The sequence below is a fragment of the Bradyrhizobium forestalis genome (assembly GCF_002795245.1).
Classification (GTDB): domain Bacteria; phylum Pseudomonadota; class Alphaproteobacteria; order Rhizobiales; family Xanthobacteraceae; genus Bradyrhizobium; species Bradyrhizobium forestalis.
The window spans coordinates 1-12,205 of sequence record NZ_PGVG01000023.1 but is presented as its reverse complement, the minus strand read 5'-3'; the positions used below and the strand labels follow the sequence as shown (position 1 = coordinate 12,205).

Genomic DNA, 12,205 nt, shown 5'->3' with positions numbered 1-12,205 from the left:
GTCCGTCAGCCCCGCTCGTCGATCTGACGGGACAAGATGGCTGAAAATTCATCGGCGAAGCCCTCCAGCCGCTGAGCCTGACGGTTCACCTCGGACGTGAACTTATTATAGAAAATAGTGGCAGGAATGGCGGCGATAAGGCCGACGGCGGTCGCAAACAGCGCCTCCGCGATACCGGGGGCCACCACCGCCAGGGAGGTATTTTTCGAGGCCGCGATCGACTGGAAGCTCGACATGATGCCCCAGACCGTGCCGAACAGGCCGACGAAGGGGCCGGCGGAGCCGACGGTCGCGAGCACCAGGAGCCGGCGTTCCAGCCGTTCCACCTCGCGCGCGATCGAGACGTTCATCACCTTGTCGATCCGCATCTGGAGCCCTGAGACCGAGCGGGCGTGGCTCTCGAACGAACGCTTCCACTCGCGCATCGCCGCCACGAAGCAGGCCGCCATGGAATGCGTCGGCTTGGCCGAGAGCGTGCGATAGAGCTCCTCGATCGACTCGCCGGACCAGAACGCCTGCTCAAACCGGTCCATGGAGCGCCGGGTGCGCGCGTAAAGAAAGATCTTGTCGATGGCGATCGCCCAAACCCAGACCGAGCAGGACAGAAGTCCCAGCATCACCGCTTTCACGATCCAGTGAGCCTGCCAGAACAGCGCAATCAGCGACACGTCGGCGGAGGCAGCAACCGGAAGGGCTGACTGAGCCACGTCGGCCGGATTCATAAGCAGTATCCTCTCAAGGCGATCGTTACCTAATGTCCTTCGGCCAGCAAATCGCTGCCGGTGTTCCCCAACCGCCGCGCGAACCGCGCGGCCGGCAAGCCCGCTCAAAGCCTTGTCTTTCTGGGTGCAGGGCTCGTCCAAAGCCGGCCGCCTGCATTCCCCGCCAAGATGTCAAAACTAAGGGGCCTCGACCCCAGGCCTTGACTTCGGGCTCCGGGCACGCCTGTCCACACTTACCAGAGCCCGCCGATGGTTAATGCGGGGTTACCGGCGGCGAATTTGGCCGCGGGAAGGGTAAGCCGTGCAGGCGGTTGGGGCGGCGGACAGGTGCGGTGCACCGGTCCGAGGGCCCGGGTTCCAAACCATCCATATCCCGGAGGAACCAGCCCTCGCCCCAAAACTTGTCCGGAAAATCACTTTTGGCGAGGCCTTGCCATGACCATCAACCCCAAGACGACCGCCGCGATCGGCGATCACCCGCTCCACCCCATGCTCATCCCGTTCCCCGTCGCGTTCCTGGTCGGCGCGCCCATCGCCGATCTGGCCTTTATCGGAACCGGTGACGCCTTCTGGGCACGCACCGCGATGTGGCTGATCGGCGCCGGCATCGTCATGGCGCTGGTTGCCGCCGCAGCCGGCTTGACGGACTTCCTGAGCGAGCCGCGCATCCGCAGTCTCAATGATGCTTGGTACCACATGGCCGGCAATCTCACGGCGGTCGTGCTGGCGTTGGTCAATTTCTACCTTCGCTACGCACAGGGTGCAGAGGCTGCGATCAAGCCGTGGGGCGTGGCGCTCTCCCTGATCGTGGTCGGCATCCTGCTGTTCACGGGATGGAAGGGCTGGGAGATGGTGTACCGGCACCATGTCGCGGTGCTGGATGCACCGGGCCAGACCAGCTCGGAGCCGGTCACGCCGCACCATGGCGGCGAAAGCCAGCGCCGCGCCGCCTAAGCGAGGGGCGCCTCAAGCCGCGGAGGCCGGTTCGGGGCAGTTGGTCAATCGCACGGGATTGCCGACCGCGGTGCAGCCGGCAGGAATGTCCGACGTCACGACCGTGTCGGCACCGATCTTGGCAAAATCGCCGATGCTGATGTCGCCGAGAATGGTCGCGCCGGAGCCGATGAAGACGCCGCGGCCGATCCTCGGCGAGCGCGCCGGCAGTTCGCTGGTGCGTCCGATGCTGACGTTCTGGAGAATGGTGACCTCGTCGCCGATGACGACGTTGGCGCCGATCACGATGCCCGTGGCGTGATCGAGATAGACCGACGATCCGATGCTGGCCGCCGGATGAATGCTGATCTGCAAAACGTTCGAGGCCTCGTTCTGGAACAGCAGCGCCGTATCGATATGGCCGCGATGCCAGAGCCAATGCGAGACGCGAAAGGCCTGCAGCGCGACGTAGCCCTTGTAATGCAGCAAGGGCGGCAGCAGTTCGGCGATGGCGGGATCGCGAAGCGCGATGGCCTGCAAGTCGCGGCCGGCGGTCTCGATCAGGTCCGGCTGGCTGCGAAAGGCGTCGCGTGCAAAGGACGTGAAGCGCGCGCGCTCAGTCGAGCCACTGCCGAGCCGCTGGCCGATCAGATCGGCCAAGGCCGCGGCGAAATCATCATGGGCGAGAATGGCGCCGGCAACGGCCTTGCCGAACACGGGATCGGCAGCGGCCGCGCACTGCGCCTCGCTGCGAAGCTTCCGCCAGAGGCTGTCGCTCGCCATGATCGCAGCTTCCGCCATTATCGCCTCCGGTCCGCCTGCTTTTGTGACGGCGAATATAGGCGGTCCGGATCAGGGCGCCAGTGATGCCGGGGGGACGTAACGCCGCTCGGGCGCGCGGCCTGACCGCGCCCGCTTGCGCAGGCTGAGCGCATATAGCCAGCCGCCGCCTGCGACGACGGCCGGCAAGACGTAAAGCGCGAAATCGCGGAGCAGGATCATGGGGCGAGGTCCGACTTGGCAAACTCGACCGCACGCTTGAGCGCAAAGGCGGCGAGTTGATAGAGGGCACAACTGAGAAAGCCCTTCCAGGCGCCGCTAACCACCAGCTCCTGATAGGATTTGACCTCCGTCGGCCAGCCGTTGAGGAATGCGATCGCAAGCGGCAGGAAAACTGCGAGCCGGTCGAACAGGTCCGCCGCGCGCGCAAATAGCGCGACGCGTCGTCCGATCTCTTTGTCTTCGGCCTTGGTCATGGTCGCACCGCTCGGCGCGCGACGCGCGCTGTCGGGAATTAGTCGGTGCTCGCGCGGCCTGGGTTCTATAGCCCTTGGCGTCCAGCGTATGGACCACGCCGCAGAATGAGCGAAAAGCCCGCCAAAACCAAACCGCCCGCCTGCGGGTTGCGCAGGCGGGCGGCTCGGGGCCATCAGGACTTTGGGGGCATGCGCCTGAAGGCTTTGAGAGGTGTCAACCCTGCTGCTGGTCGGTCGGCGGCGGCGGGGTCGGACGCGTCTTGTGCTGCGCCATGAACTGGTCGAACTCTTCCTTGTCCTTGGCGTGACGCAGACGGGTCAGGAAATCCTTGAACTCGCGCTGCTCTTCCTCGAGGCGCTGCAGCGTCTCGGCGCGATATTCGTCGAAGGCGCGGTTGCCGGAGGACGGCGGGCCGAAGCCAAAGCCGAAGCCGCGGCGCTCCATGCGGTCACGCATGCGATCCATCTTGTACTGCATCCGCTCCATCTTGTTCTGCCAGCGATCCTGGTGGCTCCAGCACGACATTCTTCTGCTCCCGAGTGTGAAAAAGAGAAGGGCAAGTCCGATCGGCCACCAGATGATGAAGCCGAGAATGGTCACGGCAATCCAGCCGGGATGCCAGGGCGTGTCGAGCATGCGGGGACGCTCGTACTGTTGGTATTGGTCCGAAGGGCCGCGCCATCGATTGACATCAGCGGTGTAGGCCATTTCCCATCTCCATCACGGCACCAGCGCCGTTGTGAATGTAAATAACATTTACATAGCTAGACCATCCCGCGATTTTGTCAAGCCGACCGCCCGACAGGGCGGGCGAATTATTTGCGCAACTTTATTTCGGCTTGCCCCAGGGGCCACCCGGAGGCACGCCCGAACCGGAGGGAGCCTCCGGCGGCACCGGCGGCGGCTCGGCACTCTTGCCGGCCGGACGGCGGTCGATCGGGAAGCCGAGCCCGCGCAGATAGATCAGCACTTCGGCCTCCAACAGCTCGTCCGGCGACATCGGCAGCTTGCGCCGCGCGGCATCGCCACGCGAGAACAGCGAGGCGATGCCGTGCGACATCGACCAGATGTGCAGCGCCATCATCATCGCCGGCGGACGAGGTGTGCCGGGCGGCGTCAGCGCGGCGAGGCGCTCGGCGGCGGCACGGATGATGTTGAAGGCCCGTTCGCTGGCGGCCTGGAGTGCGGGATTGGCATCGACCGGCACGCCCGATTCGAACATCGCGTTGTAGAAGGCGGGCTCCTCGCGGGCGAAGGCGAGATAGGCCTTGCCGACACGTTCGAACGCGGTGACCGTATCGGGCCGCCCGTCGTCCCAAGCCGCGGACAGGCGCGCCTCGAACTGCTCGAATCCGCGCTGGGCGATCGAGGACAACAGCTCGTCGCGGTCGCGGAAATGCCGGTAGGGCGCCGCCGCGCTGACGCCGGCCATGCGCGCGGCATCGGCAAAGGTGAAGCCCGCCGCACCCTTCTCGGCGATGAGGCCGAGAGCGGCCTGCAACAGGGCCTCCTTCAGATTGCCGTGGTGATAGCCGCGCTCGGCGCGGCGCTGCTCCTTGCGCCAGCTCATGTGAACGAGCTTTACATGAGCCGGGCGTGAAGGTCACTAGCGGCGATACGGCGTGATTAACCCCGTACTTTCACGGTGGTGCCGGGCGGATGCGTCGGCATCGCGCCCGGAGGTGACCTCTCCCGGAGCTACAGTTGGGGAATGGCCAGCACGGGCATGACCTCGATCGCCTCGCCCGGGAAGATCGCAAAATGCGGATGGTTCTCGAACAGTTTTGCAGCTTCCTCCTGCGAGGCGGCGCGCACCACCGTGAAGCCGGTCAGCGCGTTGCTGACCTCGGTGATGCCATTCGCGTCGATCCTGCGGGTCTTGCCGAGCGGGCCACCCATCTCGACGATGACGGACTTGTGCTTCTCGACCCAGCCGTGCCAGGCAGCCATGCCCTCCTTCTCCTTCGCCTTCCGTTCGGCCTCGGGCAGCGCGCGCCAGGCCGCCATTTTCGATCCGGTCATGCTGCCGAGATAGACGGCGAGGAATTTGTGTTCAGCGCTCATGGGTTTTCTCCTCTGTTGATCGATAGACGACAGCCGCGATCTCATCGCGGCGGCTGCGGTTACTTCTTCAGTTCGTCGAAACCGGCGGCGGCCTGCTGCACGTCGGGCGGAAAATCGCTCATCTCCTGCACCTGCCGGATCTCGATGATCTCGTTGGGCGAGGCCGGACACTTCTTGGCCCAGGCGATCGCCTCGGCGCGCGAGGCGACCTCGATCATCCAGTAGCCGCCCAGGACCTCCTTGGCTTCAGTGAACGGCCCGTCCGTGACGATGGGCTTGCCGGTGGCGAACGAGACGCGTGCGCCCATCGAGGGCGGGTGCAGGCCGTCGAGCGTGATCAACACGCCGGCATCCTTCAGCGCCTCGTTGTAACGCATCATCGCCGCAACGCGCTCCGGATCGAGCTGCACGTCCGGCGGTGCGCTCTCGTAGCCGAGCGGGATCATCAGCATCATGAATCGCATGGAACTTCCTCGCTGCTCTCAGTCATTCCGATATTTCCAGCGGGCGAAAACAGCTGGCCCGCGTTCCCCTCCAAGACGAACGACCTTCCGCCGGGCCGACAGCGGGGCAGAAATTATTTGGGGGCCGCAGCGCAACCGCGGCTGGCGCCTTCTGGGCCGCATCGGGCCCGATAGGCACGGCTCGAGGCCTTTCTTGGGGGAACGAAAGCGCAGTAAAAGGGGCCGGCGCTCTCGCGCCACCCTCCCGGACACAGGACAGATCAGCCAATGCCGCAAGCCCCGCAAAAAGTCGCCCTCGTCACCGGAGCCGCACGCGGCATCGGGCTTGCGACCGCGAAGAAATTCTTGGCCGAGGGCTGGCGCGTGGCGCTGCTCGACATCGAGGGCGAACTGCTCAGCCGCGCGGTCGCCGAAATCGGCCGAAGCGAAGCGACGCTGGCGCTGACCTGCGACGTTTCGGACGCGGCCGCGGTCAACGCCGCAATGACGACGATCGAGCAGCGGTTCGGCCGCTTGGATGCGCTGGTCAACAACGCCGGCATCGCGGTGTTCGCGCCGCTGATGGAGACGTCAGAGGCTGACTGGCGCCGCGTGCTCGAGGTCAACCTCACCGGACCGTTCCTCTGCACCAAGGCGGCGGTGCCCTTGATGCGCGACGGCAATGGCGGCGCCATCGTCAACATCACTTCGATCTCGGCTGTACGCGCTTCGACGCTGCGCTCGGCCTACGGCACCAGCAAGGCGGGCCTTGCGCACCTCACCAAGCAGCTCGCGGTCGAGCTCGCCTCCCTCAACATCCGCGTCAACGCTGTCGCGCCGGGACCGGTCGACACCGCGATGGCGAAGCAGGTGCACACCAAGGAGATCCGCGCCGACTATCACGACGCCATTCCGCTCAACCGCTACGGCCTGGAAGAGGAGCTCGCGGAAGCGATCTATTTCCTGTGCTCGGGCCGCGCGAGCTACATCACCGGCCAAATTTTGGCCGTGGATGGTGGCTTCGATGCGGCGGGTATCGGCCTGCCGACGCTGCGTGGGCAGAGGCGCAACGGGTAGGGCATGTGGGGTGGGTTAGCACTGCGGGCCGCGCAAAGCGCGGGCCGTTGGGCGTACCCCACCCTACAAAATCGAGTTGGTGGAGATTTCATGCAACGCATCACCTTCCTCAAAGCCTTGATGCTTGCATCCGCGCTGCTCGCCGTCACGCCCGCCGCGGCAGAGATCCGCATCATCCAGTCTCCGGGCGGACAGGTCGGGCCGTTCCTCGATCTGTTCGAGAAAGTGCGCGAGAGCGGCGAGCGCGTGGTGATCGACGGTCCCTGCCTGTCCGCCTGCACGCTGGTGCTGAGCATCGTGCCGGGCGAGCGCATCTGCGTCACCAAGCGCGCCGTGCTCGGCTTCCACGCCGCGCGCTCGGTGGACCGGCGCGGGCGCTTCTATGCCGAGCCGGAGGCATCGGTCGCGGTGCTTGCCGCCTATCCCGGCCCGGTGCGCGACTGGATCAGCCGCCGTGGCGGCTTGAGCTCACGGCTGCTGCTGTTGAAGGGGCGCGATCTCGCCGCGATCTATCCGCGGTGCCGGTGACGAGGCTGGCAGCTGCCACGCGTGTGACGGGAATGAGCTCCGTGAACCGCGTCACATTGAAGGCGATCTGCTTGGCTGGTCCAGGCCATACGCCATGTTCCCTGCGCTCACATGCAGCGTGCGCGCCGGGTGATCTGCGCCATCAGGCGCTGGCTGCCTTCAAAAGAGAGTCTGTATCACCGGTACCAGCTTTGCGCTGGCGCAGATGAGCATTCCCCAAAGAGCAAAGTTGATCTGTAGCGCCGCCGCCATCGGTCGCTCCCCTTGCAAGTGACGTCCATCCCAGTTTGTAACTTTTATGAATCACCAATAACGATTCTGGCGTGCAGATCACAGCCCAATATTGCGCCAATTGTTGTGCGATGCAGTTGGTTTTCACGAAGCGGCCTCACTGCGCCCGCAAAGTGATGCGAAAGCACGACTCATATTCGGCCATGCTGGCAAATTTGTTTTGCCTTGAGTTCCATTGAACCGACATGACGCGCATGTCTCATGCGGATTCTGCGCGTCGCATACGCAGCGAAGGCCCGGCATGATTCGACACGGCTTCATCTTGCTCACTTTTTGCACAGCGCTGATCGGATGCGCAGGCGCTGCAGCGCAGGAAGGTCGCTCCATCGCGTGGGATGGTCTTGGCAAGGATCCGAACCGCCCTCGTGTCGCGAAGCGGCACGTCACGGATCATGCGCCCGCGGCAAGTGATCCCAATCAGGAACGGGAAAGGGTGCTCGGCACTTTGCGCCCATATTCCGAAGCGTGGTGGGCGGTCCATGACGAAATACAGGCGGAGAACGACAGGCAGCTCGGCAGCAGGCTCGTGATCTGCCCTCGCTGCGTGGAATCGTCGCCGCCGCGCGAGGACGTCACCGGATCAATCCGGTGAGGGACAAACGGCCGATCGACGCGTGACGCAACGAGTCCATGCGTGTCCCCTCTCCCGCAGCATTGGAGAGAGGGGATCGCAACTCAGCGGATTGCGCGCGCTCGCGCCCGTCACATGCCTTCCGCTGGGCAGTTCACCATCCAGGGAATGCCGTATTTGTCGACGCACATGCCAAAGCCCTTGGCCCAGAACGTCTTGCTGAAGGGCATGGTGACGCTGCCGCCGTCGGCGAGCGCGTTGAACTTGCGCTCGCCATCCGCGGGGTCCGTGACCGTGAGCGAGATCGAGAAGCCTTGCGGCTTGTGAAAGTGCTCGGCCGGCGCGTCGGAGGCCATCAGCACGCCGCCGTCGGGGAGCGACATCCGCGCATGCATGATCATCCTCTCTCGGCCAGGCGCGGCCGGCACCTCCGGCGGTGCGTCCGAGGACCGCATCATTGCATCGATCTTGCCGCCCAAAACCTTGGCGTAATAGTTGAATGCCGCTTCGCAAGTGTCCTGATAGAACAGATAGGGATTGAGCATCGTTTCTCTCCTCTTCGTTTGCAGTGAGGCTTATGGCTTCTCGGTGAGCTTCTTCAGGCTAGCGAGGCCGGCCTCGAAATCCTTGCCGATCATGCTGTCCATGTTGAGGAACACCTGCATCAATTTGGACAGGAACGGAGCCGGACCCGTACATCGCCCATGTGACCAGTGTGGCATCGCCTTGCGGCACAAAGGTGAACTCGGCGGTGTTGTGACCTTCGAACGGCCGCTCGAAATCGAGCTTGATGCGGAGCTTTGACGGTCCGTTCGCCTCCAGGATCTCCATATGGCCGGCACCGACATTGTTGTTGCCGTCCCAGGCATAGGTCGCACCCTTTCCCGCCGCGGTTCCCCCGAACGTCCGCTTCATGGCGGGATCGCGCCCCTCATAGGGCGACCAGGCGGTCCAGCGATGGAAATCAGCGACCAGCGGATAGATCGCATCGGCCGGCGCCTTCACGGCGAGCGAGCGCTCGACACGGAACGTGTCGGGTTTCGTCAGGGCGAAGACGAGGATGCCCGCAAGTCCGGCCGCGAGGACGATGGCGATGACGGTGACGGCTTTCAGCATGGGCGACTCCCTGGATACGGAACTAAGACGAAGGGGAACGGCGGGAGTCGACAATTCGGAGTGAACTTTTTTGAGCTGCTCGCTCAGCGTCACGGCCGGGGGTTGGTCATCCACGTTCTTTGCCGCCGCTACAAAAACGTGGGTGGCCGGGCCGAGCCCGGGCATGACGATGTGAAGGCACCCTGCCCTATTTCGCCTTCGCGCTTTCCTTTGCCTTCGGCTGGCTGTCGCGGATCAGGCGGTCGAGATGCATGCGGATGTGAGCGGCTTCGGCCGACGTATTGGCGAGCGCGATGGCACGGTCGAAGGCGACGCGGGCTTCGTCGTTGCGGCCGAGCTGCATCAGGAAGGCGCCGCGCACGCCGTAGAAATGAAAGTAGTTGGCGAGCTTCGGCGCCAGCGGCTCGATCAGATCGAGCGCGGCCTGCGGCCCGCGCACCTTGGAGACCGCGACGGCGCGGTTGAGCGTCACCACCGGCGAGGGCTGCACCACTTCGAGCGCGCCGTAGAGCAGGTCGATCTGGGCCCAGTCGGTCTCCTCCGGCGTCGCTGCGCGCGCATGCAGCGCGGCGATCGCGGCCTGGATCTGGTAGGGCCCGCTGCGGCGGTGGCGCATCGCCTTGTCGATCAGCGCGAGGCCTTCGGCGATCATGGTGCCGTTCCACAAGGAACGATCCTGATCGTCCAGCAGGATCAGCGATCCATCCTCGGCAAAGCGCGCGGCGCTGCGCGCGTGTTGTAACAGGATCAGCGCCGTCAGGCCCATGATCTCCGGCTCGCTCGGAAACAGCCGCAGCAGCAACCGCGCCAGCCGGATCGCCTCCTCGCACAGCGGCTTCCTGATTTCGGCGGTGTCGCCGCTTGCCGAATAGCCTTCGTTGAAGATCAGGTAGATCATCGCGGCAACGCCGGCGAGCCGTTCGGAGCGCTCGACCGCGCCGGGCGTCTCGAACGGCGCCCCGGCCTCGGCGACCTTCGCCTTGGCGCGCGTGATGCGCTGCTCCATCGCGGCCTCCGAGACCAGGAAGGCGCGCGCGATCTGCTTCACCGTGAGGCCTGAGACGATGCGCAGCGCCAGCGCGATCTGCTGCGTCGCCGGCAGCCCTGGATGGCAGCAGATGAACATCAGCCGCAAAATGTCGTCGCGATAGTGCGAACCGTCGAGCCGCTCGGCGAGCGCACCTTCGGCGTCATCGAGATCGGAAATCGCCTGGTCGTCCTCGGGCAGCGGCTGCTGCTTGCGGGCGCGCCGCACCTCGTCGATCGCAACGTTGCGGCCGACCATGATCAGCCAGGCTGCGGGATCGCGCGGCGGCCCGTTCTGCGGCCAGGTCTTCAGCGCGCGCAGGCAGGCGTTCTGAAACGCCTCCTCTGCGGTGTCGAGATCGCGGAAATAGCGCAGCAGCGCACCCACCGCCTGGGGTCGCGCCGAGGTCAGCGCAGTCTCGATCCAGGCGGTGTCGGCCTCGCTCACGTCAGGTTTCCTCCGGGCCGGAACACGCCGACGGGACGCACCTCGTAGGCGCCGCCGGGATTGGCGGCGCCCAGCTCGCGTGCGACGTCGAGCGCGTCGTCGAGGTTCTTGCAGTCGACGATGTAGAAGCCGAGCAGCTGCTCCTTGGTCTCGGCATAGGGGCCGTCGAGCACCAGCGGCGGGTCCTCCTTGCGCAGGGTCGCCGCCGCAGTCGTCGGCAACAGCCGCGCCACCGGCCCGAGCCGGCCCTGTTTGGTGAGCTTCTCCTGCACCACGGCAAGCTTCTTCATCACGGCCTCGTCCTGGTCCTTGCTCCAGGAGCCGACGAAGTCCTCATCGTGATAGCAGAGAATGGCGTAAAGCATGGGCGGCACTTTCCTCGTCTGTTCTGAAGACGCGCCAATATGCCCCGCGCCGACAGGGCTGCGGAAAAAATTTGCAGGAAAAATCCAGCAGATCATGCCAAGGAGGGTCCTTCTCAAGCGGAACCGACGAGGCACGAATGACCCTGGGCACACTGGCCGTCCTGATCAACAGCACGCAGCAGAACTGGCTGCCGGAGCGCTGGAAGGCTCGGTTCGATTCGGTCTGCGGCGGCCGCCGCGTAGTACTGCTGCCCGATTCCGGGCTCGATCCGGCCGAGGTGCACTATGCGGCGGTGTGGAAGCCGGTGCCGGGCGATCTCGGCTCGTTTCCCAATCTGCGTGCGATCTTCAATCTCGGCGCCGGCGTCGATGCGCTGATGGCGGACAAGAGCCTGCCCGATGTGCCGCTGGTGCGCGTCGCCGTGCCCGACCTGACCAACCGTATGACCGAATATGTCGTGCTGCACGTGCTGATGCATCACCGCCAGGAGCTGTACTTGCGGGAGTCGCAGCGTGTGAAGCGCTGGGAGCCCAAATATCAGTGGCCCGCGAGCGCGATCACGGTCGGCGTCATGGGGTTGGGCACACTGGGCGCGGATGCCGCAGACGTGCTGCGACGGCTCGGCTTCCGCGTCGCCGGCTGGAGCCGCAGCCCGCGCACGATCGAGGGCGTCGAATGCTTCCATGGCACTGCAGGCATGGACGCGTTCCTGCGCAAGACCGACATTCTGGTGTCACTGTTGCCTCTGACGCCTGACACGCACGGCATCCTCAACCGCGACGTCTTCGCAAAGCTCAACCACAGCAGCCCGCTCGGCGCGCCGGTGCTGATCAATGCCGGCCGCGGCGGCCTGCAGAACGAAGCCGACATTCTCGCCTGCCTCGACGACGGCACGCTGGGCGCCGCCTCGCTCGACGTCTTCGTCCAGGAGCCGCAGCCGGCGGACAGCCGCTTCTGGACCCATCCCAAAGTGGTGCTGACGCCGCACAACGCCGCCGACACCGACGCCGATGCCATCTCGGCCTATGTCGCCGAGCAGATCGCGCGCTTCGAGGCGGGCGGCGCGTTGGGGAACGTGGTGGACCGGGTCAGGGGGTATTGAGGCCGGCTGAGAGGCGCACGACCGCGCCTCATACTCCGCTGTCGTCCCCGCGCACGACCCATACCGCGTGATTTATCGTTGTGGATGGTCGCAGTACTGAACGACCAGTCTTCGCCAAACCACTCCCTGTGGTCATGGGTCCCGGATTGCATGTTGTTGGCGTCTTCCTGATGGAAGATCTGACGCCGGCGGGACCTCGCGGTCCCGGAAGATCTTGACGATCGTGCAGATCTGGAGGCCCGCCGGCGCTTCTGGGTCCGG

16 protein-coding genes and 1 pseudogene are annotated in these 12,205 nt (G+C 65.1%); 5 read left to right on the top strand and 12 right to left on the bottom strand.

Annotation, left to right across the window (positions count from 1 at the left end; genetic code table 11):
- Positions 1-5 precede the first annotated feature (5 nt).
- The gene (gene tolQ, locus CVM73_RS24455; RefSeq protein WP_100234409.1) at positions 6-722 is read right to left on the bottom strand and encodes a protein TolQ; all 717 of its coding nucleotides are present in this window, start codon (positions 720-722) and stop codon (positions 6-8) included.
- A 435-nt stretch (positions 723-1,157) separates the two neighbouring features.
- Here tolQ and CVM73_RS24450 point away from each other — a divergent pair, with 435 nt between their 5' ends.
- A complete protein-coding gene (locus CVM73_RS24450) occupies positions 1,158-1,676 on the top strand; it encodes a DUF2231 domain-containing protein (protein WP_100234408.1) in 519 nt (172 codons plus the stop codon).
- 12 nt (positions 1,677-1,688) lie between these two features.
- On the opposite strand, the gene CVM73_RS24445 is transcribed toward CVM73_RS24450, so the two are convergent.
- The 6 genes from CVM73_RS24445 to CVM73_RS24420 form a co-directional block, all read right to left on the bottom strand.
- Complete coding sequence (locus CVM73_RS24445; RefSeq protein WP_100234407.1) at positions 1,689-2,456, bottom strand: serine acetyltransferase domain-containing protein; 768 nt, start codon at positions 2,454-2,456, stop codon at positions 1,689-1,691.
- Positions 2,457-2,653: 197 nt separating this feature from the next.
- The gene (locus CVM73_RS24440) at positions 2,654-2,911 is read right to left on the bottom strand and encodes a hypothetical protein (protein WP_100234406.1); all 258 of its coding nucleotides are present in this window, start codon (positions 2,909-2,911) and stop codon (positions 2,654-2,656) included.
- A gap of 214 nt (positions 2,912-3,125) precedes the next feature.
- The gene (locus CVM73_RS24435; protein WP_100234405.1) at positions 3,126-3,620 is read right to left on the bottom strand and encodes a DUF2852 domain-containing protein; all 495 of its coding nucleotides are present in this window, start codon (positions 3,618-3,620) and stop codon (positions 3,126-3,128) included.
- Between the two features lie 121 nt (positions 3,621-3,741).
- Positions 3,742-4,482 carry a TetR/AcrR family transcriptional regulator gene (locus CVM73_RS24430; protein WP_100234404.1) on the bottom strand — a complete coding sequence of 247 codons (741 nt, stop codon included), beginning with the start codon at positions 4,480-4,482 and terminating at the stop codon, positions 3,742-3,744.
- Between the two features lie 128 nt (positions 4,483-4,610).
- Positions 4,611-4,976, bottom strand: a complete 366-nt coding sequence (locus CVM73_RS24425) for a YciI family protein (RefSeq protein WP_100234403.1) — start codon at positions 4,974-4,976, stop codon at positions 4,611-4,613.
- 59 nt (positions 4,977-5,035) lie between these two features.
- Entirely contained in the window at positions 5,036-5,440 is a 405-nt protein-coding gene (locus CVM73_RS24420) for a YciI family protein (RefSeq protein ID WP_100234402.1), read from the bottom strand.
- Positions 5,441-5,707: 267 nt separating this feature from the next.
- Between CVM73_RS24420 and CVM73_RS24415 the strand changes: the two genes are divergently transcribed.
- Both CVM73_RS24415 and CVM73_RS24410 read left to right on the top strand, forming a co-directional pair.
- Positions 5,708-6,496, top strand: coding sequence for an SDR family NAD(P)-dependent oxidoreductase (locus tag CVM73_RS24415; RefSeq protein ID WP_100234401.1), 789 nt, complete (start codon positions 5,708-5,710; stop codon positions 6,494-6,496).
- 90 nt (positions 6,497-6,586) lie between these two features.
- Positions 6,587-7,024: a hypothetical protein gene (locus CVM73_RS24410; RefSeq protein WP_100234400.1), complete on the top strand. Its 438-nt coding sequence runs from the start codon at positions 6,587-6,589 to the stop codon at positions 7,022-7,024.
- Positions 7,025-7,166: 142 nt separating this feature from the next.
- Here the strand turns inward: CVM73_RS24410 and CVM73_RS40475 are convergent, their stop codons facing one another.
- Positions 7,167-7,403 (bottom strand): hypothetical protein, encoded by a 237-nt coding sequence (locus CVM73_RS40475; RefSeq protein WP_167407025.1) that lies wholly within the window; start codon positions 7,401-7,403, stop codon positions 7,167-7,169.
- A gap of 153 nt (positions 7,404-7,556) precedes the next feature.
- On the opposite strand from CVM73_RS40475, the gene CVM73_RS24405 reads away from it, so the two are divergent.
- Positions 7,557-7,907: a hypothetical protein gene (locus tag CVM73_RS24405; RefSeq protein WP_100234399.1), complete on the top strand. Its 351-nt coding sequence runs from the start codon at positions 7,557-7,559 to the stop codon at positions 7,905-7,907.
- Positions 7,908-8,017: 110 nt separating this feature from the next.
- On the opposite strand, the gene CVM73_RS24400 is transcribed toward CVM73_RS24405, so the two are convergent.
- The 4 genes and pseudogenes from CVM73_RS24400 to CVM73_RS24385 form a co-directional block, all read right to left on the bottom strand.
- The gene (locus tag CVM73_RS24400) at positions 8,018-8,431 is read right to left on the bottom strand and encodes a VOC family protein (protein WP_100234398.1); all 414 of its coding nucleotides are present in this window, start codon (positions 8,429-8,431) and stop codon (positions 8,018-8,020) included.
- A gap of 30 nt (positions 8,432-8,461) precedes the next feature.
- Positions 8,462-9,002: pseudogene (locus CVM73_RS24395) on the bottom strand (SRPBCC family protein).
- 187 nt (positions 9,003-9,189) lie between these two features.
- A complete protein-coding gene (locus CVM73_RS24390; protein ID WP_100234397.1) occupies positions 9,190-10,476 on the bottom strand; it encodes an RNA polymerase sigma factor in 1,287 nt (428 codons plus the stop codon).
- The gene (locus CVM73_RS24385; protein ID WP_024337611.1) at positions 10,473-10,841 is read right to left on the bottom strand and encodes a YciI family protein; all 369 of its coding nucleotides are present in this window, start codon (positions 10,839-10,841) and stop codon (positions 10,473-10,475) included. Before CVM73_RS24385 ends, CVM73_RS24390 begins: the two co-directional genes overlap by 4 nt.
- A gap of 137 nt (positions 10,842-10,978) precedes the next feature.
- Here CVM73_RS24385 and CVM73_RS24380 point away from each other — a divergent pair, with 137 nt between their 5' ends.
- Positions 10,979-11,944 (top strand): 2-hydroxyacid dehydrogenase, encoded by a 966-nt coding sequence (locus CVM73_RS24380; RefSeq protein ID WP_100234396.1) that lies wholly within the window; start codon positions 10,979-10,981, stop codon positions 11,942-11,944.
- The last annotated feature ends 261 nt before the right edge of the window (positions 11,945-12,205 follow it).